This window comes from Oceanobacillus sp. FSL W8-0428 (assembly GCF_038004405.1).
In the GTDB taxonomy this organism is placed as follows: domain Bacteria; phylum Bacillota; class Bacilli; order Bacillales; family Amphibacillaceae; genus Oceanobacillus; species Oceanobacillus sojae.
Genome location: NZ_JBBORB010000001.1, coordinates 3,903,576 through 3,924,322, shown reverse-complemented (window position 1 = coordinate 3,924,322; position 20,747 = coordinate 3,903,576). Strand labels below are relative to the sequence as shown.

Genomic DNA, 20,747 nt, shown 5'->3' with positions numbered 1-20,747 from the left:
GGTTGTGGAAGCGGCAAAAGAGAGTATGAAAAATGAGGGATGTCCTTTAATACAGCGAATGTGAAAGATGGAGAAATTGTCATAAAGCACTGCTCCATTTAGTTAACAAGTATCAAACTTCAACCCGACTGACATTGATTTAGTCGGGTTTATTTTATTGCAAAAATCTTATTAAAGAAATTCCCCTTGCCTTCAGGTTCACTTGAAGGTTTATACTCCAATTTATAGCTTAGATATACAAGCTAATACAAAGGAGGAGGAATTTTCATGGAAAATATACAAAACAAAGTAGTTATCATAACCGGCACCAGCAGCGGAATCGGGGAAAATACAGCAAAATTATTGGCAAAGCACGGTGCGAAGGTAGTTTTAGGAGCCAGACGTGAAGAAAGGTTAAGTAGTATAAAACAGGCCATTGAAGAAGCAGGAGGCACAGCTGTTTATAAAATAACGGATGTTACTTCAAGCAAACAAGTACAGGAACTAGCTCAATTAGCTTTAGACGAATTTGGAACGATTGATGTTCTTATTAACAATGCAGGTATTATGCCAGTTTCTCCATTACATGCACAGAAAGTGGATGAATGGGATGAAATGATAGATATTAATATCAAAGGTGTATTGTATGGCATATCTGCTGTTCTCCCTACCATGAGAGAGAATAAAAAAGGGCAGATTATTAATGTTGCTTCTGCCTTAGCTCATGTTGTCGTAGAAAATGCCGCAGTATATGCAGGAACAAAATTTGCGGTGAAAGCTATTACAGAAGGGCTTCGACAGGAGGAATGTGAAAATAATATTCGTACCACGATTATTTCTCCTGGTGCTGTTCAATCAGAAATTACAAATGGGATAACCCATGAAGAAACAAAGGATGCTGTAAAAGGAATGGTGAGTAAAGTGTGGCTGCAGCCAGAAAGTATTGCAAAAGCCATTGTTTATTCTGTGAATGAGCCGGATGAAGTTTCTACAAATGAAATCATCGTCAGACCTACTATTCAAAAAGCTTTTTAAATTCTTCAATTATTATTAAATGAAAGTGTCAATTGATTGTATCTTAGAAATGAATGATCTAAGATACAATCAAAGAATACGACGCTAAAAGATTAATAAAAGGAGAAGAGCCATGATTTATAAAATAAAAGAGGCAGCCGCAAAGGCAAAGCTTGCCCCACATACTTTACGCTATTACGAAGAAGAAAGGCTTTTACCTAACGTGAAGCGGGATAAAAATGGTTATCGAATCTATACAGAGGATGATTTATCATGGATTGAAGTGATTTCCTGTTTGCGCGATGCAAATGTTTCAATCACTGACTTGAAAGAAATGATGAATTTATCAAAAGGGGATAAAGAGGTATTATCCGAACGGATTGATATTCTAGAAGGACATCAGAAAAAGCTTCAGAAGCAACAGGAAGAATTAAAGAAAACAGAGGAAATGGTAACCATTAAAATTAACCATTTAAAACAGCTTGAGAATATGGATCTTTCAAGTCTAAATAAACAAAAACTTTGTTAGTTATTTTCAAGTGGAAGGTGGTATATTATTTGGGAAATATAGTTTTTCGTAAAGCAAAGAAAAAAGATTTTCCTCAAATTATAGACTTGCAGACAAAAATATTTAACGGTGAACAAAAGATACCCTCGGAAGCTATATCAGCATTTTTATCAAAGAAACCACAATGTTGGTGTGCTGTATTCAATGATATGATTATAGGGGCTGTTGCTGCATGGAAAGAGGATAATGTTGTACATTGGGGGCGATTTGTTACAGATCCTGATCACAAAGGGAATCGTATTGGCAGTAAAATAGTACAATTATCCTTTGATGATTTATTTGCGGATGGAGTTTATGAAATCTACATGGAGGCAAGAGAGGTAACAGCAAATATAGTATGTAAAATGGGCGGGGAGATAGTCGGTGAGCCTCAGCCATTTTATGTTGGGACAGTTATTCCTGTTATTCTGCGGAAAAGTAACTATCATCATTAATTTACAATTTGTGTTCACGAAAACAGTTCTATGCAGTTTAAACTTAACAAGTTGACTGCATTTTTTGTGCTTTATCTGCAAAACATGCTTTCCTGTCATGTTAATGCAAAAAGGTAAAGAACCTTATCAGACAAAAATCACAGCTTAGCACAACTAAGAAGTAAACATTAAATTATTTAAAGTAGTATGATGAACAGATTTTAGTTTCAAAGAACTCTTTTCGGGGTATCGCTATTCAGATAAACGAATGAAAGAGAGAAGCTAAATGACATTTACAAAATCTAAATCTATTTCCAACAAAATTGGTATTATTGCTAGTTTATTAGTACTAACAGGCACGTTTATTTTACTTTGGCGTTCCTTTTCTGCTAGTGGATATGGTACGTATTCAGGGCAGATTGCATTTTACTTGCTTACATTCCCTTTAGCATTATTAATTTTAGGTGTGGCGGCTTTCATTATTTTACTCTTTCTTATTTGGAAAAAATCTGCACTATTTTTAAAAATTGTTTGGGCGGTCGTATGTATTTCTTTTTTAGGATTAGCGCTTCTTTCCGGGATTCAAAACAAACACTATGCAGATCGTATTGGCACAAAAACAGCATTGATGGATAACTATACATTCTCTTTTTCTGGTACAGATACGTATTCCGATCTAGAAGAAGATGTTGTTTATAAAACTGCCGAAGATGAAGATTTATTACTGGATGTATGGGATACGAAAGTTAATGATGAAAATCGTCCTGTTATTGTAAATATTCATGGCGGCGGATGGAGCAGTGGAGATAAAAGTGAGGTTTCCTCTTGGAGCAAATGGTTTAATTCGAAGGGGTATGTTGTATTTAATGTGGAATACAGTCAAAACGGCCCCGATATGTGGCAAAAACAAATTTCAGATACACATGCAGCGTTAAACTGGATTGTTGAACATGCGAATGAATATCATTTAGATATAAACAGAATTAATTTAATAGGAGCTTCTGCCGGAGGCCATCTAGCCTTATTAACGGGGTACACGGAACTAAAGGAAAACAGCCTTGTTCCCAAAGAAACGGATTCCGACTCCACAGTGAAAATAAATTCTATTATTAATCTATATGGACCATCGGATTTATTACAGCTCTATGGTAAAAATAATAGTAAAGAATTTGTTCAGCCACTGCTAGAACAACTCATGGATGACCAGCCAAAAACAGAAGAAATCAAACAAAGTTATCAGCAAATGTCTCCTATTCAGTATGTAAATGAATCATCTGCCCCCACTGTTTCATTTGTAGGTCTAAAAGATAAAGTGGTACCTGAAGAGCAAATAGAGATATTGCATGAAAAACTTGATGAAAATAATATAGATAACCGAGCTTACTATTTTCCTTTTTCTGACCATAGTTATGACACTAACTGGGACAGTATAGCTAATCAAGCAACCAGACAAAAAATAGAAGAGTTTTTAAATGAATATAACTAGGATTTATTGGGTAAGGGAAAGCTACAAACTAGTGAAAAAAGTAACTAAGTGAAGAATTTGTATAACTTCTTCACTTAGTTACTTTTTATTTTTTCATATCAAATGGGTCAATTACTTTCTTGTCATGAGAAGATAGTACAATATTCGTTGATGGTGTTCCATATTGCATCGTATCATCAATAAATTGTTCTAAGCTTTCCACAGAATGTGTGGCTAATTTGGCAATATAGCTTACCTCTCCGGCAACTCTATAACACTCCAGCACATCCGGATGGTTATTACAAAAATTAGATAATGCTTTACAATCTATTGATTTAAACAATACAAGTGCAGTAATGGGACGATTTACCTTTTTTAAAGAGATATGCGCATGATAGCCCTCAATAATTTGCTGTTCTTCTAATCTTCGTACTCTTTCAATGACGGATGGAGAGGTTAAATGAACGGCTTTTGCTAAATCCTTCATAGAGATTTTCGCATTTTCCTGTAATATTCTCAAAATGTTTCTATCAATTGCATCCATAAAATACATCAACCTTTTTTTATTAAACAGAATACCTTATATTCCTAATTATGAAAAGCCAAACACTCAAAAATCCTTTTTGGTCTTATTTAAATGCCTTTGATTTTTATATAAAATAAGATAGCAGAAGAGGTGAAACTGTTTATCGGCAGAAAATATATAAAATTATAGATTAAAATTTAAGTATGGAGGGTGAAGATATGAAAGGGAAAAAAGCTTTAATCATGATAGATGTTCAAAAGGCATTTGAAGATAAGAAATGGGGAGAACGGAATAATCCTGATGCTGAAAAAAATATGAAAATAGTATTAGATAAATGCCGGGAATATCAATGGGGAATTATTCATATTCAGCATATTTCTGATGACCCTGAATCTGTATTTTATGAAAACGGAGAGGGCTTTCCTATTAAACAAATCGTTACTCCTTTGCAGCAAGAAAAAGTAATAACCAAAAGAGTAAACAGCGCTTTTATCGGAACGGATTTAGATGAATATTTGCAGGCATGTCAGATTGAAACAACAGCAATTGTTGGCTTAACCACACCGCATTGTGTGTCTACAACGACAAGAATGAGCGGGAATTTAGGATATAAAACGTATCTGCTTTCAGATGCAACTGCTGCGTTTGGAATGAAGGATCATTATGGCAAGTTCATAGAAGCGGAGACAATCCATCATTTGTCACTGGCAACGGTTCATGATGAATTCGCCACTGTATTAAGTACGCAGCAGTTTGTTCAATCTGTACGGTGAACGGAACTAATTGTATTATTTTCAAATGATGCTGCCTAATAAATAAACGTATTACAACCGGTTTTTATATTATCTGAATATTTATTGGCCAATTTCAATTTTCCTGCTCTTCATTATATACTCTACGTCTGTTCTTTATTTTTAAAAGCACCATCCGACTAAGCCGGGACATAATCATTAAATAAATCATCTCCTTGATATGATAAATACTTCTTAATGAATAAATTTTTTCCTTGAAATAAAAGTATATTAAGAATTAATCTTTGCAAGTTTTAAAGTATTTCTAATTACGATGAAATTCAAGCTGAAAATGATAAAGGGCAGAATAACATGTAAAAAAGCAAGGAATCCATGAGCAGTGTAATATTGTACATTAGCAACAGTAAATAAAATGAGTGCGTACCAAGTAAGACTTTTGGGTATTTTTCCTAATAACCCTATAATAAACATAACAAGATAAATATATTTAAATAATGAAAAGGCTTTGTGAATATTCCAATACGTATAATCCTGAAATAAAGCAATCCCTGCAAGATACACCTGAATCAGGATACAAAGAAATGCTAAGCAGGATAATCCTAAGTACAGGTTTTGGTAGATACTTTTCATAATAACAACCCTTCCTCCTAATCGAGTAAAATTTGCTTTAATTTGTTGCCCCAAATTTCGGTTTGGTCTAAAAAAGACAGATGATGACCTGGGAATATAATAAAAGGACATTTTAGATTTTTTGCTATGATCGGTGAAGTAACACCGTAGTATTTCTTTTTTTTCATTGTTCTATTTCCTGATGCCAAATAGATATCGACATTATGGTCAATAATTTTTTTGTAATCAGGCACGTATCGGGAAAGTCCTAATAACTCTACGAAAATCAACTGCTCGTTATTTTTATATTGAGTCATTCTTTCCTGAAAATCTTTAGGTATATGTTTAAATACACTAAAGGGTAGCGATAACGAGAAATTAAACCAGTTACTAGCTAGATTGCTGCCATACCGTAAGCCTATATTGTAAGTTTTTGTCATAAAGTGAAGATACTTTTTATTATTTTGTAAAACATTTACGACGGGAGGTTCATGAATAATTACTTTTTTAATAATCTCCGGCATACGTACAGCTGTTTCTAAAGCAATAATTGCTCCAGCACTATTACCTAGAATATAAGCACGTTCATAGCCGTTTGCATGTAGTATGGCTTTAACGTCAGCAACGTGGTCTTGAATGTTAAAATTATTTGCTTGCGGTCTTGTGCTTCTTGAATAACCACGCCGATCATAAGTGATTACAGTGAATGAATCCTTTAAATAATTTGCTAATTTAGTAAAGAAGCCAGCGTCACCTCCGCCACCAGAGATACATATTAATGGTTCACCATGACCTCTTGTTTCGTAATATAACTGTACTCCATTATTTTCAGCAAAACCTTGAATTACTTCAGATTCTGGCATATTTTCACTCCTAAATATAATCTTCCAAATCTAATTCCTTTAATTTTTTTGTGATTTTTTTGTAGATTTTCTCCAAAATAGGTTTTAACATTTCTTTCTCTTCTGGTGATAGATCAGCAAAATAGTGTATATCTCTTTCTAGTCTCTTTTCATGCATATTCATATGCTGTTTGTGAATTTCATATCCATTGGCAGCAAGCCTGTAATAAATCTCTTTCTTATTAGACTTCATTTGATATTTCTCTATACAATCATTTTGTATTAGTTTTTTTGTGATTTTACTGATTGCTCCTCGTGTCAAATTCATCTTTTCGGCTAATTTTGATACATTCATTGGCTCTTTAGAAAGCTCAATTAATTCTATTACACGAACTTCTGAATACGTATTTTCTTGCATGAACGGGTAATTCATCTCTATCGTTTTATTTATGATAGTATGACGTTCTATAACACGATCAAAAATAAAGCTTAAATCTTTATCAGAATGCAATAGTATCTCTCCTTTTAATCATATTGTTTCCTTGGTAAATAATAATACTATAAATTGTTTCCTGATTCAACAAAAAATGTTATAGTAATAAATATCATTTTTTATGGTAAAATGAGATTTATTTTGACATTTAATACGTTAGCAGACACCCATTGCTTTTCTTGTGATCAACCAATCAAAAATAGGAGGGAAAGGAAAATGGAACAACAATTTAAAGTCAAAGACTTTGTTGAAATTGGTAAGGAATTAGTTCATCAGGATGGAAGAACGGTTACTTTTTTGGAAGAAGGACAAGATGAGGATGGAGAATATATTACATTGAAGCACCAAATGATACAGCAAGGAACAGTTAATGGACCGCATTCTCATCCGAAGCTGAAAGAAACGTTTAAAATTACGGAAGGAAGTATGCGTTTTGTAGTAGACGGTCAAGAATTAATGCTTGTAGCTGGCGAAAAAATTACGGTTTATCCCAATCAAGTTCACCAATTTTGGAATGTAAGCCAAGGAAAGCTGGAGGTAATTCACGAAATCCGCCCCCCAGGGCTGCATTGGAAAATGTTCGTTCTGATGCACAAACTGGAGAGTGAAGGTAAATTAACTAAAAAAGGGATACCGCGTAATCCACTTTGGCTTGGAGTGGCTTGGGAATGTATTGACGGTTATCTTGAGGGTCCGCCACGATTTATCCAGAAATATATACTTGGAGGATTGGCTAAAACCGCTGGAAGACTAGGTTATAAAATATGAAGAAATATTATTAATAATAAGTAGGATTATAATTCAAAATTAACCAGGAAAAGAATTTTATCGGAAGCATATAATGCTTTTTTGAATCAAGGATTTCAATCCGCTAATCTATTTATAAACAAAATATGGATAAAACTTTAAATAGCTCCCTGCTATACATAATACTGTAGCGGGGATTTATTGTGTGACTATCATGGGCGAACAATTGGTGGTAAAGCTCGCTTCAAGGAAGAATTCGAGTGTCCTATTGATAAATGCCGAGATACTTTGTAGCCGTAGCCTTCAAACCTAATAAACTGTTCAACTTTCCGTAGCCAACATTTTAATAACTTGTCATACCTTGTAATATTAAGACTTTAGCCCAATAAAATTATGATCTTGAGCTGTATGGATACAATAATCAGTGAATGCTATTATAAATAACGACTTAATTATTTGGTTGTAATAAATACCCTCAATATTTCATCGGTGAAATTGTAAAATTACTTTTAATGTATGAAGGAGAAAGATATCATGATTACAAAAAAACAGTAATTAATTTCAACAGCGGCTACTCGAAGGCTTCAAATAACCATCGCTTTATGTTCCATAATATTCACAATTGGAACCACTTTACATAACTTTGTTATTGTAAATACATCTATTATAGAAACCATGATGGAAATAGCGGGAGTTACAAATCCAACAGCGGAATCCGGTGGATTTGTAAAGTGGTTTCGTATCATAGGATGCATTTATATACTTGGAAACATTTTGGGCATTTTTGCTATTAGAAGTAAATCAATAGTATTGTGGTGGATTATTTTAATAGTTAATTTCACACAAGGGTTAGGATTTGCAATGATTCCAACATCTATGTGGCGCGTCGTCTTAGATTCTTACGGTTTATGGGGAATCCTGCCAAGTGCGATAACGGATGGAGGCGCATTTATTTTATCAATAGTAATGATTTTTTACATGATTAAATATCATTCAATATGGGGACAACAGCGAATGGCTTCTTAACCAGCATCATTTCTAATGAACTGCATGAACAACTTATTTGCTAAAAGGGAATAGTTAGTTATATGAAGCATTATCAAATGAAGGGATAAGAGGTGTTGAGTTGCTAAACATAAAAAAGTAACTAAAATATACGGTGTAAAAGTAATCTACAGGGTATTGTCAGATTTGGATTTAACCATAGAGAATAATGAATTTGTATGAGCTATGGAACTCTCTGATAGCGGGAAAACAAAATTAATTTTCCGTACTGCGACAGCTGGAAGTTGTACTTATATAAAAATAAGCACCCTTCAGATCAATAAGTGATAGTGGAATAATCCCTTACACCTTTCTTGCATATTTCACTAACCAGCTGCTATAAAAAGTTGTTTTCTTTATTTTCCAGTCCAACCCAAATAAATTTTTCAGAGGCAGTTATTTATTATTCCGTTTGTTAACTTCAATCGTAATAAACTCTGGCAAATAGCTGGGGCTAGTACATCCTTTTGCTACTATTTCATCCTTGTAAAGGCCCGTTTTCTCACCAATTTTCATACAGCGTGTGCGATTCCTTGCGTCATAAATGCCTATCCAGCCTGCTGTGAAATTCATAGCCCATTGAACTTCCGGTTCTTCCTGCGTAATATTAGCTTCTAATGCATATAGCAGCTCTGCAGTATTATCAGGCGGTGTTTGTCGGGCCATCTCAAGCGCGCTTGATAATACCAAAAAGCTCGCTTTTAGGGAGTACGGGGGGTGTTTCCCATGACTGCATCAATGCAATTCTCTTATCATCCTTGGTAAGCTGATTAGCCATTAACTAGTCCATTAAGTTATTTCGCTCATCAAAAGTGTGAATCTGCATATCCTTATCAAGCTTATTAAGCACATCCTGTGAAAGAAGCTTTTTGTCCATAATTAAGATTGCTAATAGTCTGGGTAAAAACACTTGGGTCGACCAAAGCTCCAGAGCTAGTTCATGATCTTTTCTATCTCCTTTGCTATTTTTCGTAAGTCTCCCAGTTTCGTTTTACTATTAATTTGAGCTAGAATGTCTTCTGCTTTTATAGAGCGTTTTATTTCTGCAGTTATTTTTTCATTCATTTTATACAACTCCCTGATTGTTTATTTTCGTGAATTTATCTATGAATTTGATTATACATTTCTCCCCATTTATTCATTTCATTAATTACCGGTGCTAATGTTTTTCCGAATGAGGTCAAGCCATACTCTGTTTTCGGTGGAATCACGGGATAAACTTTTTTGGAGATATATTGTCTGCTTCCAGTTCATTCAGCTGAAGATCCAGCATTCTTTGTGAACAGCTTGGCATATAGCGTTGCAATTCACTAAAACGACAGACTTTATGCTTGATTAAATGATATAAAATCACACATTTCCATTTTTCAGATATAATCTGCAATGTGCTTTCTACCGGGCAGCCATCCATGCAATCATGGATTTTTCGTTCCATTTCAACATCCTCTTTCTGCTGGATACAAAACGGTTGCTATGTCACATATATTACACGATTGAAAAGCAATTTCATAATGTTAGAATCGGTCTAGAGAGATACAGAAGGAGGGAATGGAATGAATCAAACAATGTTTACGAAATCGATGTACTAGACGGAGGACATGATTAGTCAGCACAATCTATTAAATCATATTGCTGAACTGGTGGATAACAAAGTAATTTGTGCAACAGTCAATAAACAATTATCACCGATTAATGCGGAAGGCCCACACTTGGCTGGAAACAGGACAAGCAGTTGGAAAGGTTGTTTTAGAGAATTTTGATTAAAGAATAAGAAACTAATTTTTGATTGTGAAAGTCAATTTTCTTAGATGGAATATTTATTATATAAAAAGGAGTACTTGCTTTTTAGTTAAAGAAGCACTCCTTTTCATAGTAATACGCTGTTTTTTAGCCAGAATTAATATTGTAATTGTGATGAAGAATTTTTAATTTATCCTATTTTTTAATTCCATCTACATGCTGCTTCCTTACATAAATCAATAAAATAATAGAAAAAATAACCTCCAGCATTAGCTAAGTTAAATGCAGAGATGTTGAGAGCATCTGCCAGAGTAGGTGTCTCTTTGGTAGATGGAACAATTTTAGTCTGAAATAATGACATGTTCGCAAAAGCAGTAAATTCAAACAGAAAAAAGTTATCTAAGCAATTAGTTGCTTGTAAGCAGCCTGAGTGAATAAAGTTAATTATTTTGTTCAATTTCTATCATTTCTATTTTAATGTTGCCTGGAATTCTCTAAACCATTCTATTTCAAATTTAATCTTCGCTATTCCTAAATCCAGTGTTGCATATTGGAAGAAGGCAATTGATTTCAAACCGTCTTCAGTCAAAAATTCTGTAGCGCCACCAGCTTCTTTTAACTTGTTAATAAACGCTGGACCGAAATCATTTCTTTGACCAATCGATGCTTTAATGGCTTCCAGGTGATGTAAATTCTTTTCTAATTCATCAATGTAGCGACTAACAAACTTCTCGTGCTCGGAGCTATCTGCAAATCCTTGAAAGAACAGCTTGCTTAATTCCATGTTTTTTTCTTTATATAACATAGGAGTTGATATATTTTCTCTAAAGTGATTTTTTCCTGCTTCGGTGATAAAGTATGTTTTTTTATTTATGCCGCCTTCCACTCGTTCTTCGTAGGTAATCCATTCTTTTTTTAATAATTTATTTATGCCTGCTTGAATACTTCCAGTACTATCACTGCTGACAGTGGAGAGATTTTTTTTGATAAATTGCCTTAATTCATAAATCGTCGATCCCTGAATCATCAGAAATCCTAAAATGATATTATCCATAATCATATATCTCCTTTATTTAAAAGAATCCTGTGACAAAAAAACAAATAGATGCCAATAAAGATAAAGGCGTCATTAAATATCTTTCCTTTTTACTGGAAGATAAGCTATTCATCCCTACATTTAATAAAAGATAAAATCCAAAGAAAATGCATAATCCCTTTTGTACATTAAAAGGAAAAACCGTAGTAATTACCTCGCCTGCATCAAGTATAGCTATAATTGCAACTGCTTGGATAATTAGCGAGATTCCGCTCATTATTCTCATTTTGGAAGGTAATATTTTATATTTTCCACCCAGAGTAAATTCTCCTAACGGGTATCCCAAAGTTACGAGCAGCGTCAACAGTGCAATACATCCAAAAATGATGGCGCCTATTATTGAAAAAGAAAGCATTACAAAACCTCCTTGATAAAATTAGATGAATAAAATAACATTACTATTAGTAATATATCTAATAGTAACATTATTAATGAGAAATGTCAGTATTTTTTTGATTTCTATAAATATAAAAATTTGAGAAGGAGGCAGAAGAGAGTATAATTTCTATGTTGATAAGGTAACTTCTGATTTTAAAAGAATTAAAAAATTACATGAACTAATTTAAAATACATTCAATTAAATAAATCCTTGTCTAAAAATACTAAGTACATTTTTTAGAGACACTTACCTTTACACCAGTATCTCACCTAAAAGTGCGTACTTACATAAGATTTGTTTGCATTCTATAATCAAATAGAAACAAATTTGAAGGAGGATGCAAACACATGAAAACACTTATTGTAGCAGCTCACCCGAGTATCGAGACATCTACTGTAAATAAACGTTGGGTAGAGGAGTTAAAAAAATATCCTGAAAAATATACAGTACATGAATTATATAGAGCTTATCCAGCAGAAAAAATAGATGTAGAAAAGGAAAGGGGGCTGATTGAATCGCATGAAAACTTGGTGTTGCAATTCCCGATTCAATGGTTTAATAGTCCATCACTTTTAAAGAAGTGGATGGATGAAGTTTTCGATTACGGCTGGGCCTACGGTTCCAATGGCGGAGACAAATTAAAAAACCGGAAAGTGGCGCTGGCGGTTTCAGCAGGTATCCGATCCAGCGATTATAGGAAAGAGGGGAGATATGGCCATACGTTAGAACAAATACTTATTCCATTTGAAACCACTTTTTTCTATTGTAAGGCAGATTATCGTTCTATTCATGCGTTTTACGGCGAAGAGAAAAAACCGGGTGGAACAGAAGAGGAGGAGTTAAAGCCTGGGGAAAATGGGTTGGAGCGTAACACAATGAAATATATAACATTTTTGAATAATCTATAGTCATAAAACCCGGAGGCAAGTTGCTACGGGTTTTATGTATGTTCATTATAGTACTCACAAACCTTATTGTTATATGTTGTTATCCCTTGTTTTTTAAGATGTTCATCACCGGTATCACACATTTCTTTTAATAATGACAAAAAGGAACGTCCATACTCCGTAAGACTGTATTCAACTCTGATTGGAACTTCGTCTGCATAAACAGCACGCTTAATTAGACCGTCTGCTTGTAATTGCTTTAACTGTTCATTCAATACTTTATGAGAAACGCCTTCACAAATTTTAAGTAAATCTTTAGTCCGCTTATTTCCATAACCGAGCTGATAAAGGATAATGCTTTTCCATTTTCCGCTTATGATATTTTGAACCACATCAAATCCTGTATGAACTTTATTCAAAACAATTCACCCCTTACTTGAAAGTAACCTAGTAACAACAAAGTGCAGTATTTTCAATTATACAAACTCAAGTTACTATGATTATAACAAAAATATAAGGTGGTGATGTTAAAAGAAGCTTGGCATAAAGTAGATACTATTTATTAAACACATATCTACTTTAAAGATTGATTTTGCTCTATACGGAACTTAATAAAGGTACTTAATAACAAAGGAGGGGAAAGAATGAATTTAAAAAATAAAGTTGCATTCGTCACTGGTGGGAGCAGGAGGTATTGGTGCAGCTATTGTGAAAAAAATTGCTCAAGAGGAAGCGAAAGTTGCATTTACTTATGTTCATGCTGAGGAAAAAGCGCAAAAGGTAGTGTCGGAAATGAAGGCTCTAGGTCAATAGGGTGTTGCGGTTAGGGCAGATAGCGGCAACCCCGGAGAAATTACAGAAGCAGTTGAACAAACAATAGCTTACTTTGGTCAGCTTGATATTCTAGTCAACAATGCAGGAATTTTTCCGGCTGGGCCACCTGAAGCTGTTACATTAGAAGAATTGAATCATACGCTCGATGTGAATGTAAGAGGCGTTTTTATAACTACCCAAACTGCACTAAAATACTTAAAAGAAGGTGGACGAATCATTTCCATTGGCTCCAGCTTTGCTTATCATGTTCCTAAGCCAGATTTCAGTTTATATTCCATGACTAAATCAGCTTTGATTGGTTTTACGAAGGGTCTTGCACGAGATATAGGATCTCGTAAGATAACAGTCAATGTTGTTGATCCAGGTCCGATAAATACGGACATGAGTTCATCTGACGGTCCAAATGCAGAAAAAATAAAAAGTTTGCTGGCATTAGATCATTTTGGAGAGGGAGAAGATATTGCAGCAACGGTAGCTCATTTAGCTGGGGAAAGTGGCCGATTTATTACTGGTACATGCGTAGCTGTAGATGGTGGATTTGGAGCTTAAAAGAAAAAATTCAGTTAAAGTGAGGCAGTATAAACAAATGGAGTATGGAGGAATAAAAGGTGACTTTAAAAAATATTATTTTAAGCAGGAAATCGGTACGGCATTATAACCCAAACGTTATAATTGCCAGAAAGGAAATACTTGATGCGATTGAGTTAGCATCCAAATCACCAAATGGAAATAACATTCAAAGCACGCGATATTTACTTATTGAAGATAAAGCATTGCGCACTAAAGTCAGAGCTGCTGCCAATAATCAAGAACAGGTGGAAACATCCAGTTATCTGATTTTTGTATTGGGTGATTACCGTGCTTTTGAAACAGCAAATATCCGTGCTATACAGGATGAAGCATTTGAGAAAGGCTATTTTAATCAAGAAATCAAATCACTTTTGACGGATGCAGCCATTGTATATTATCAAGGTATGTCTCACCAGGGCTATGTAAAAGAATTAGTACGTGATGGCAGTCTGGCGGCGATGAGCTTAGTTCTTCTTTTAAATGAAAAAGGGTATCAGACGATTACCATGTCAGGCTATGATAAAACTGCTCTTTTTGAAGCTTTGGATATTCCTGAACACTATGAAGATATTATGTTATTAAGTGTTGGGAAGGGAGCAGAGGATGGTCATGCTACTGTCAGACATCCTGTTGAAGAAATAACATTTGTTAATGCAATAGAATAGGGAAATCAGGAATCACACAGGGAAAGGTTTCTCCGTAGAGGGTTAAATTCTCCTGTTCATACCCATATGGTATAATATCAACGGAACATACAGGGGGGAATATGGATGGAGAGGATTATAAACAATGTAAAAATTCATTATCAAGAGTATGGAGCTGGTAAAACCATTTATTTTTTACATGGATTAGGGCTTGATATTGCCAGCATGATGCAAACTTATGACAGATTTCTAGCTGATAAAAATATTAGACGCGTTTATATTGATTTACCAGGGATGGGGGAATCTGGGGTTAATGAAAACTTAAAAAACTCGGATGATATTTTACATACAATTCAACAATTTATTGTAGCTGATTCTGGAGATGAAGCTGTATCATTGTTCGGGCATTCCTATGGGGGGTATCTGTGTTTCGGTTTAGCCCATAAACTGAAGGGAAAAGTAAATAGTTTGTTTATTACTTGTCCTGTCTTGATTGCGAATATAAATAATCGGAAAACAGCAAAACATAAAAATATTTTCCAGGAGAAAGTATCTGTTGAATCGAATGAAAGCTACTATGAAGATTTTCTCTCCATGAATGTTTTGATAAATAACAAAGCATGGGAAAACTATCAAAAAGCAATTATTCCAGGGTTAACTAAATTTAACAGTGATTTTTGGGATAATTTACAATCAAATTATTTCAAAAACTATTCTTTTTCATTTGAAGAGGAGTTAGTCTCAAGTAGTACGAAATACAAAGGAATTACGTTGTTAGGGAAGAATGATCAAGTCGTTGGTTATCACGATCAATTAAGTTTACTGGATGGCTCAAATGATTTAGAAGTTGCCGTCTTAAACGATGCAGGCCACAATTTATTCATTGATGTCCAGGAAGATATGGATTTCTATTTAAATAGATTTTTACAGCTTCTTTAAATAAGATATTTTTCATTTACTATGTTATATTAAAAAAAACGTACATTACCATCTGAAAGAAAGGGGTGTCCAATTCATGAAGAAAAAAATAATTGCATTTTTATCATTCGGATATGGATACTCTACTGCTGATTTTCATTAAAAATAGTCAAATTGGTGAAGTGTGTCTATTTTTAATGAATAAAGCAGTATAAATTTTTGATGGTGAGGTAATAAAATGAACGAAAAAATAGTAAGAAAAAACCCTGAAAAAATGCCGAGTCCTGTCGGTAACTACACTCAAATTACGAGAGTTCCAAAAAATGCCGAACTCATCGTGACTTCCGGACAAATTGGTGTTGATAAACAAGGAAATATTCCGGAAGACTTCAATGAACAGGTGAAGCATACATTTAACAATATAAAAAGCGTCCTCGAAACGGAAAAAATAAGCAGCGATAATATTATCAAGGTGAATATCTGGGCAACTGAATCCATTGATTGGGATTTCCTGTATTCTGAATGGGATGAACTGTTTCAGACAGCATATCCTGCAATGACAATCGGATATATTTCAGAGCTTGGCTTGCCTGATATTAAGATTGAAATGGAGATATGGGCCGCTGAAATTTAAATAGTACCAGCACACTTTACCTATTGGACAAAGCCATGAACTACAAATTTGCAGTTCATGGCTTTGTTGTTTTTAAAGAATGAACAGACAAGCATTGTATATAGGTTTTTGCAAACCGCCAGCTTTAAACTCCTAAACTAAACATGGAAGCTGATCCTTTGTCTGATTCGGAAAAATCTCCCGAGTTGCTTTCAGACGAATAACCAGATCTGGATTGGATATAAATAATTGCCCAAATGCTACGAAGTCTGCCTGATCAGCTTCAATAATGTCTACTCCTCTTTCAGGATCTATATTTCCGACAGCGATAAGTGTTTCATCCCAGTATTGCCTGAATAATGTATGCAGCGATCTTAGATCATTTTGAAGCGTATCCTCATAGTTTTCTACAGACGGATGGAGGATTTTCAGCTGGTGTTTAGCAAGAACCCCTGTTATGGCACATACCATTTCTTCAGGATATTCCCATACATAATCTGTATCATCATCTTTCTTCTCGGAAATTCGAATGCTGATTCTATTTTTAGGAACAACCTTCTTTACTTCTTTAATAATTAAATCTAAAAACCGCAGTCTGTTTTGCAAAGAACCGCCAAACTCATCCTGACGCTGATTCGTTTTCTCGCTGATAAACTGATCAATCAGATAACCATGTGCGGCATGTATTTCAACACCGTCAAATCCGGCTTCCATTGCATTTCTTGCTGCATCTCTGTAATCGTCTATTATTTGATAGACTTCCGTATTAGTTAAAGCTCTGGGAGTTTGGAAGGGTTTCTTCAATCGATGTACCTTTCCGCTAGCGCTGATAGGTGAGGGGGCGACAGGTGCGTGCCCATTTAAAATTTCCTGATGGCTTACTCTGCCTACATGCCAGAGCTGAGCGAAGATTTTTGTTTTATATTGATGTACTTCTCTTGTAACCTTTTGCCAGCTTAACATCTGGCAATGCGTGAATATGCCGGGTATCCCGTAGGTTCCTTTGGCCGTTTCATTTATAGCAATTCCTTCAGTAATAATTAAGCCGGCACCGTATCTTGCCCGTTTACCATAGTAGTCTGCAACCAGGTAATTGACTTCACCTGTTTCGTCATCAGCAAATCCTCTTGTCATTGGCGCCATTACAATTCTGTTATCTAATGTTAAGTTCCCGATTTTATAATTAGAGAAGATGGAACGTGTCATATTGATCACCTCATATTGAAGTTTAATCTGATGCCGTATTGTTTACAATGGGATGATTAAAGTATATGCTATGAAAAACTTTAAATTTTAAAGAAAGCGGGGAGAAAAGAATGTTAGATCATATCGATCACCAAATATTAGATTTATTAAAAAGAAATGCAAGACTTACATACACAGAAATCGGCAAACAGATAAACATGTCATCTCCTGCTGTGAAAACGAGGATAGAGAGATTAGAAGATAATGTAATAAAGCGTTATACGGTCGAGGTAAATCATAAAGAGCTTAATAAAGGAATACATGGTTTCGTTCTATTTCAAACCAAGAGCTGTGAAAAGTTAACGAATTACTGTAAAGAAAACAACAATATCATAGATTTGTGGAGGATTGGCGGAGAGTATAATTACATGGCCGAAGTGGTTTGTGAAGGTATGGAAGAGCTGGAGCAAATCTCCAAAGATACAACGCAGTTTGCTTTTTCCAATATATTATCCGTTCTGGGTGATCATCCTGTTAATAACGATTAAGAATAAGAGTTCATCATAAAAACCTGACGATCAGAAATAAAATCATCAGGTTTTTATCATTTTAAGCAATGCAGGCTTTCTCGTTCAAGGCGTAACTTTCTGATTCATTTCTCCCCAGTCACACATCATATTTAATATTGGAAGAAGCGATCTGCCCAGCTCAGTCAGTGAATATTCCACTTTTGGAGGAATTTGCGGGTATTCTTTCCGCATGACAATTCCACCCTCTTCCATTTCTTTTAGCATAACACTTAGTGTTTTATACGAGATAGAGGCTATATTTCGCTGTAATGCATTAAAGCGCATGACATCATTTTCAGACAGCCAATAAAGAATAATCATTTTATATTTTCCGCCAATCACGGATAATGTATATCCAAAGCCGGTGTCTTTTAAAGCGATGCCGTTTGGAACACAGGTTTTGTCAAATTCAGTTTGCATGCAGCTTCTCTCCTTGTTTATACATTTCATTCTTATCAGCTTCTGCAAAGCAATCAGCAAAAGCTGTAAATGCCTTGCTTAAAAATGGACTTTTCCGAGTAACTAATCGGGAAGTGACGAATCTGAATTGCTCTGGTACTGGATAGAATTGTATTTGTTTATCCTTTTGATCTACTACCGATTCGGTTAGAAGTGTATTGCCGATTCCTGCCCGTACACAGCTCAGCATCGTATCCAGTGAACTTACTTCAATGGTATTATCAAACGAAATTCCATCATCTTGAAGCCAGCTTTTATTCGCTTTTCGTAAGGGGCAGCCTTCCGGGAAAATAACCCAGGCTGTATTTTTAAAATCAGAGAAAACATTCCTTCCGCTTCCAATGTCCTTGGATGTTATCATGGCAGATAAAGAACCGCTTTGGGAAGAAATGATTGCTAAGTATGGACTTGCAGAGACGCCTTACAAAGATGTTTCTTCCTGGGGCTTTGGAGATTTTGTCTTTTCATGGGATTATGATATGTTCGCGGATGGTTCTAAAGCACGGCGGTTTGGTTTTCATGAATATATTGATACCCAGAAGATGTTTACGGATATTTTTGATGATTTCAAAAGACGTAAGATTATACCTTGATAGTCTTGTTTAAATAATTTATATATTCCTGGTGCAATCAGTGATTCTACTCGTCATGTATTTTACCATTCCATTTAAAGCGGCTGGGTTAATAACCGTATTATATATGGGGTTATTGGCTTTTATGAGTATTTCAGTGTTACAATCTTATGTCATGATATTAGCTGAACGCTTTGTTCCGTCTGCTGTAAATGTTGCTTCAGCAATTAATATTGCAGCTTTTCAAGCAGGAATAGCATTAGGTTCATACTTAGGTGGTGTAGTTACAGACTCGATTGGACTTATTCATACAACTTGGATTGGTGCCGTTATGATTCTTTGTGGTGTTTGTTATTTTATCTGCATGGGGACGTTCTTTGGAGACGAAGGAAAGCAGGGAGGGTAAAACCCTATAACGAATGATGGTTAGTTAAGTTTCAGTATTTTGATTTGTTGAAGATTAAATTATTTAATAGCAAAGCAGCGGCCAACTGCTAAAGATACACCATTTTCACAGCCTGAACTCCTTTTAGAAAAATATTCTGGCTGGATGGTTATTGAGTAAATTATATGGTATATATTTAATATGAGAATATAAAAAAATCTGTATGCAACAAACGAGCCAGTTAATGGAACACAGGATAGTTTAATTATAGATATTCTTTCTACTTACTGTTACTTATCTACATGCTAGCCTAAAAGTAATCTTTGTAGAAAGTATGATGACGGAAACTAAAATCAATCAAAGACTTTATAGTAATGGAGCACGTGTGATGAATTAAGTTTACTTTCTAATTTTCTTCCGTGCTCAAAACAAATACACAGAGGGAAGAGCATGTTTAATAAAAGCTTAAAACTGTTTACAGTTATTTTAAAGAGAAATTCAGGTTCACCTATTCTTAACAGTGCGTTACCAAAGGAATTCTCTTTTGTGAATTACCAAGATGGAGATGCACTTGCTTGGGGTGAAATTGAAAAATCTGCAGATACTTTTGAGCGTGTAAAAGATGCTGGATACTTTGAAGAAGAGTTTGTTCCATATAAAGCAGAATGGAGAACTTTTTTATATAGAATGAAGTTGGAGAAAAAATAGCAAATTTCACTTCTTGGTGGGGTTATACCGGAAAGCGGCACTATCCGGTTATGCGTTGGGTCCCTGTTAAATCTGAATATCAAGGTCTCGGATTAAGAAAGGCGCTTATCGCGGAAGGCGTCAAACGAATGGTTGAGATAGAAGGTGATTGTATGATGTACATCCCAACACAAATCTGGAGTATCAGGGCCATACAATTATATATTTGGGCTGGTTTTGAATTTGAAACGGTTGAATCCAATCCATGTGGCTATAACAATCAAACGAATGAAGCCTTACCTCATATTCAGCATCTCGTATTGTGTTATTTATAAGTATTGCTCCCTGCATCTTGCTTGGTGCTTTGTGATGGATTGCATTTTTTGATTTAGTTTTGAAAATCCAACCTTATTGTTCAAGAAATGGGCTATATAATAGATTAAAACCTAGTTTTTTAAACACTGTTTATAGTTCAGGTGAAGCGTTTTTTATAAAAAATTAAACAACCTAATTTTAAACTCGACCTAAAGTTAGGGCGAGGTTTGATGTATTTGAAGTTTCCTACCAACATTAGGGCCATTTTTACCGCAAGAGATTAGATGAGCTTGATTTTGGAAAAATATATAAATCAATCGCTGAGAATCTATTGGAAATATACGGAATAATAACCCTTTCTTGGATTACGCTGCCATCGCTGCAAGGAGAAGGTTGTTATCCACTAATTGAGGATATATTAATCCTGCTGATTTGTTCCATA

Annotated in this window: 27 protein-coding genes and 4 pseudogenes; 19 read left to right on the top strand and 12 right to left on the bottom strand. The window is 34.8% G+C overall.

The annotated features are described in order from the left end of the window. Window positions 1-267 precede the first annotated feature (267 nt). From MKY30_RS18785 to MKY30_RS18770, 4 genes are all read left to right on the top strand, one after another. Window positions 268-1,014 carry an SDR family oxidoreductase gene (locus MKY30_RS18785; RefSeq protein WP_341085077.1) on the top strand — a complete coding sequence of 249 codons (747 nt, stop codon included), beginning with the start codon at window positions 268-270 and terminating at the stop codon, window positions 1,012-1,014. A 112-nt stretch (window positions 1,015-1,126) separates the two neighbouring features. Continuing rightward, the gene (locus tag MKY30_RS18780; protein WP_341085076.1) at window positions 1,127-1,522 is read left to right on the top strand and encodes a MerR family transcriptional regulator; all 396 of its coding nucleotides are present in this window, start codon (window positions 1,127-1,129) and stop codon (window positions 1,520-1,522) included. Between the two features lie 29 nt (window positions 1,523-1,551). After that, the gene (locus MKY30_RS18775) at window positions 1,552-1,995 is read left to right on the top strand and encodes a GNAT family N-acetyltransferase (RefSeq protein ID WP_186813503.1); all 444 of its coding nucleotides are present in this window, start codon (window positions 1,552-1,554) and stop codon (window positions 1,993-1,995) included. 265 nt (window positions 1,996-2,260) lie between these two features. Further along, entirely contained in the window at window positions 2,261-3,460 is a 1,200-nt protein-coding gene (locus MKY30_RS18770; protein WP_341085075.1) for an alpha/beta hydrolase, read from the top strand. An 85-nt stretch (window positions 3,461-3,545) separates the two neighbouring features. Here MKY30_RS18770 and MKY30_RS18765 read toward each other — a convergent pair whose 3' ends face one another. Beyond that, window positions 3,546-3,983 (bottom strand): Lrp/AsnC family transcriptional regulator, encoded by a 438-nt coding sequence (locus MKY30_RS18765; protein ID WP_341085074.1) that lies wholly within the window; start codon window positions 3,981-3,983, stop codon window positions 3,546-3,548. A gap of 200 nt (window positions 3,984-4,183) precedes the next feature. On the opposite strand from MKY30_RS18765, the gene MKY30_RS18760 reads away from it, so the two are divergent. Further along, window positions 4,184-4,738 carry a cysteine hydrolase family protein gene (locus tag MKY30_RS18760; protein WP_341085073.1) on the top strand — a complete coding sequence of 185 codons (555 nt, stop codon included), beginning with the start codon at window positions 4,184-4,186 and terminating at the stop codon, window positions 4,736-4,738. A 249-nt stretch (window positions 4,739-4,987) separates the two neighbouring features. Here MKY30_RS18760 and MKY30_RS18755 read toward each other — a convergent pair whose 3' ends face one another. Genes MKY30_RS18755 through MKY30_RS18745 form a run of 3 tightly spaced genes read right to left on the bottom strand, consistent with a single transcriptional unit; the run spans window position 4,988 to window position 6,679 of the window. Then, the gene (locus MKY30_RS18755; protein ID WP_339282202.1) at window positions 4,988-5,347 is read right to left on the bottom strand and encodes a DUF6220 domain-containing protein; all 360 of its coding nucleotides are present in this window, start codon (window positions 5,345-5,347) and stop codon (window positions 4,988-4,990) included. 17 nt (window positions 5,348-5,364) lie between these two features. Then, window positions 5,365-6,189: an alpha/beta hydrolase gene (locus MKY30_RS18750; RefSeq protein WP_339282201.1), complete on the bottom strand. Its 825-nt coding sequence runs from the start codon at window positions 6,187-6,189 to the stop codon at window positions 5,365-5,367. Between the two features lie 10 nt (window positions 6,190-6,199). Continuing rightward, window positions 6,200-6,679, bottom strand: a complete 480-nt coding sequence (locus MKY30_RS18745) for a MarR family transcriptional regulator (RefSeq protein WP_339282200.1) — start codon at window positions 6,677-6,679, stop codon at window positions 6,200-6,202. Between the two features lie 198 nt (window positions 6,680-6,877). Between MKY30_RS18745 and MKY30_RS18740 the strand changes: the two genes are divergently transcribed. Next, window positions 6,878-7,429 carry a cupin domain-containing protein gene (locus MKY30_RS18740; protein ID WP_341085072.1) on the top strand — a complete coding sequence of 184 codons (552 nt, stop codon included), beginning with the start codon at window positions 6,878-6,880 and terminating at the stop codon, window positions 7,427-7,429. A gap of 789 nt (window positions 7,430-8,218) precedes the next feature. After that, window positions 8,219-8,434, top strand: coding sequence for a hypothetical protein (locus MKY30_RS18735; RefSeq protein ID WP_339282198.1), 216 nt, complete (start codon window positions 8,219-8,221; stop codon window positions 8,432-8,434). A gap of 414 nt (window positions 8,435-8,848) precedes the next feature. Here MKY30_RS18735 and MKY30_RS18730 read toward each other — a convergent pair. Further along, a pseudogene (locus tag MKY30_RS18730) lies at window positions 8,849-9,517 on the bottom strand (DNA alkylation repair protein). 35 nt (window positions 9,518-9,552) lie between these two features. Beyond that, window positions 9,553-9,863, bottom strand: a pseudogene (locus MKY30_RS18725) (winged helix-turn-helix transcriptional regulator). Between the two features lie 187 nt (window positions 9,864-10,050). Here MKY30_RS18725 and MKY30_RS18720 point away from each other — a divergent pair. Continuing rightward, the gene (locus MKY30_RS18720; RefSeq protein ID WP_341085071.1) at window positions 10,051-10,212 is read left to right on the top strand and encodes a hypothetical protein; all 162 of its coding nucleotides are present in this window, start codon (window positions 10,051-10,053) and stop codon (window positions 10,210-10,212) included. Window positions 10,213-10,661: 449 nt separating this feature from the next. On the opposite strand, the gene MKY30_RS18715 is transcribed toward MKY30_RS18720, so the two are convergent. Both MKY30_RS18715 and MKY30_RS18710 read right to left on the bottom strand, forming a co-directional pair. Continuing rightward, window positions 10,662-11,246 (bottom strand): PadR family transcriptional regulator, encoded by a 585-nt coding sequence (locus tag MKY30_RS18715; protein ID WP_339282197.1) that lies wholly within the window; start codon window positions 11,244-11,246, stop codon window positions 10,662-10,664. Window positions 11,247-11,265: 19 nt separating this feature from the next. Continuing rightward, window positions 11,266-11,643: a hypothetical protein gene (locus MKY30_RS18710; protein ID WP_156985325.1), complete on the bottom strand. Its 378-nt coding sequence runs from the start codon at window positions 11,641-11,643 to the stop codon at window positions 11,266-11,268. Window positions 11,644-12,014: 371 nt separating this feature from the next. Here MKY30_RS18710 and MKY30_RS18705 point away from each other — a divergent pair, with 371 nt between their 5' ends. Further along, window positions 12,015-12,575, top strand: coding sequence for an NAD(P)H-dependent oxidoreductase (locus tag MKY30_RS18705; protein WP_147207704.1), 561 nt, complete (start codon window positions 12,015-12,017; stop codon window positions 12,573-12,575). 32 nt (window positions 12,576-12,607) lie between these two features. On the opposite strand, the gene MKY30_RS18700 is transcribed toward MKY30_RS18705, so the two are convergent. Next, window positions 12,608-12,973, bottom strand: a complete 366-nt coding sequence (locus tag MKY30_RS18700; RefSeq protein ID WP_147207705.1) for a winged helix-turn-helix transcriptional regulator — start codon at window positions 12,971-12,973, stop codon at window positions 12,608-12,610. 259 nt (window positions 12,974-13,232) lie between these two features. Between MKY30_RS18700 and MKY30_RS18695 the strand changes: the two genes are divergently transcribed. The 5 genes and pseudogenes from MKY30_RS18695 (at window position 13,233) to MKY30_RS18675 (ending at window position 16,154) form a co-directional block, all read left to right on the top strand. Then, the gene (locus MKY30_RS18695) at window positions 13,233-13,367 is read left to right on the top strand and encodes a hypothetical protein (RefSeq protein ID WP_341085069.1); all 135 of its coding nucleotides are present in this window, start codon (window positions 13,233-13,235) and stop codon (window positions 13,365-13,367) included. 18 nt (window positions 13,368-13,385) lie between these two features. Further along, window positions 13,386-13,937 (top strand): annotated as a pseudogene (locus tag MKY30_RS18690) (SDR family NAD(P)-dependent oxidoreductase); the annotation flags it as partial. 59 nt (window positions 13,938-13,996) lie between these two features. Beyond that, on the top strand, window positions 13,997-14,623 hold the full coding sequence (locus tag MKY30_RS18685) for a nitroreductase family protein (protein WP_147207706.1): 627 nt from the start codon (window positions 13,997-13,999) through the stop codon (window positions 14,621-14,623). 105 nt (window positions 14,624-14,728) lie between these two features. Further along, window positions 14,729-15,541, top strand: coding sequence for an alpha/beta fold hydrolase (locus MKY30_RS18680; protein WP_147207707.1), 813 nt, complete (start codon window positions 14,729-14,731; stop codon window positions 15,539-15,541). Window positions 15,542-15,758: 217 nt separating this feature from the next. Further along, window positions 15,759-16,154 (top strand): RidA family protein, encoded by a 396-nt coding sequence (locus MKY30_RS18675; protein ID WP_341085067.1) that lies wholly within the window; start codon window positions 15,759-15,761, stop codon window positions 16,152-16,154. A gap of 132 nt (window positions 16,155-16,286) precedes the next feature. On the opposite strand, the gene MKY30_RS18670 is transcribed toward MKY30_RS18675, so the two are convergent. After that, entirely contained in the window at window positions 16,287-17,339 is a 1,053-nt protein-coding gene (locus MKY30_RS18670) for an alkene reductase (RefSeq protein WP_147207709.1), read from the bottom strand. A gap of 110 nt (window positions 17,340-17,449) precedes the next feature. Here MKY30_RS18670 and MKY30_RS18665 point away from each other — a divergent pair, with 110 nt between their 5' ends. After that, window positions 17,450-17,866: an Lrp/AsnC family transcriptional regulator gene (locus tag MKY30_RS18665; RefSeq protein ID WP_147207710.1), complete on the top strand. Its 417-nt coding sequence runs from the start codon at window positions 17,450-17,452 to the stop codon at window positions 17,864-17,866. 84 nt (window positions 17,867-17,950) lie between these two features. Here MKY30_RS18665 and MKY30_RS18660 read toward each other — a convergent pair whose 3' ends face one another. Together MKY30_RS18660 and MKY30_RS18655 are read right to left on the bottom strand one after the other, a co-directional pair. Continuing rightward, a complete protein-coding gene (locus MKY30_RS18660; protein WP_339282193.1) occupies window positions 17,951-18,307 on the bottom strand; it encodes a winged helix-turn-helix transcriptional regulator in 357 nt (118 codons plus the stop codon). Then, a complete protein-coding gene (locus MKY30_RS18655) occupies window positions 18,297-18,707 on the bottom strand; it encodes a LysR substrate-binding domain-containing protein (RefSeq protein ID WP_341085066.1) in 411 nt (136 codons plus the stop codon). The genes MKY30_RS18660 and MKY30_RS18655 overlap by 11 nt, the downstream gene beginning before the upstream one ends. Here MKY30_RS18655 and MKY30_RS18650 point away from each other — a divergent pair. The 4 genes and pseudogenes from MKY30_RS18650 (at window position 18,706) to MKY30_RS18635 (ending at window position 20,325) form a co-directional block, all read left to right on the top strand. Then, window positions 18,706-18,939 carry a hypothetical protein gene (locus tag MKY30_RS18650; RefSeq protein WP_339282191.1) on the top strand — a complete coding sequence of 78 codons (234 nt, stop codon included), beginning with the start codon at window positions 18,706-18,708 and terminating at the stop codon, window positions 18,937-18,939. The genes MKY30_RS18655 and MKY30_RS18650 overlap by 2 nt on opposite strands. Window positions 18,940-18,952: 13 nt before the next feature. Next, window positions 18,953-19,334 (top strand): annotated as a pseudogene (locus tag MKY30_RS18645) (MFS transporter); the annotation flags it as partial. A 419-nt stretch (window positions 19,335-19,753) separates the two neighbouring features. Then, window positions 19,754-20,011: a hypothetical protein gene (locus MKY30_RS18640; RefSeq protein WP_341085065.1), complete on the top strand. Its 258-nt coding sequence runs from the start codon at window positions 19,754-19,756 to the stop codon at window positions 20,009-20,011. A 50-nt stretch (window positions 20,012-20,061) separates the two neighbouring features. After that, complete coding sequence (locus MKY30_RS18635) at window positions 20,062-20,325, top strand: hypothetical protein (RefSeq protein ID WP_341085062.1); 264 nt, start codon at window positions 20,062-20,064, stop codon at window positions 20,323-20,325. Window positions 20,326-20,747 lie beyond the last annotated feature (422 nt).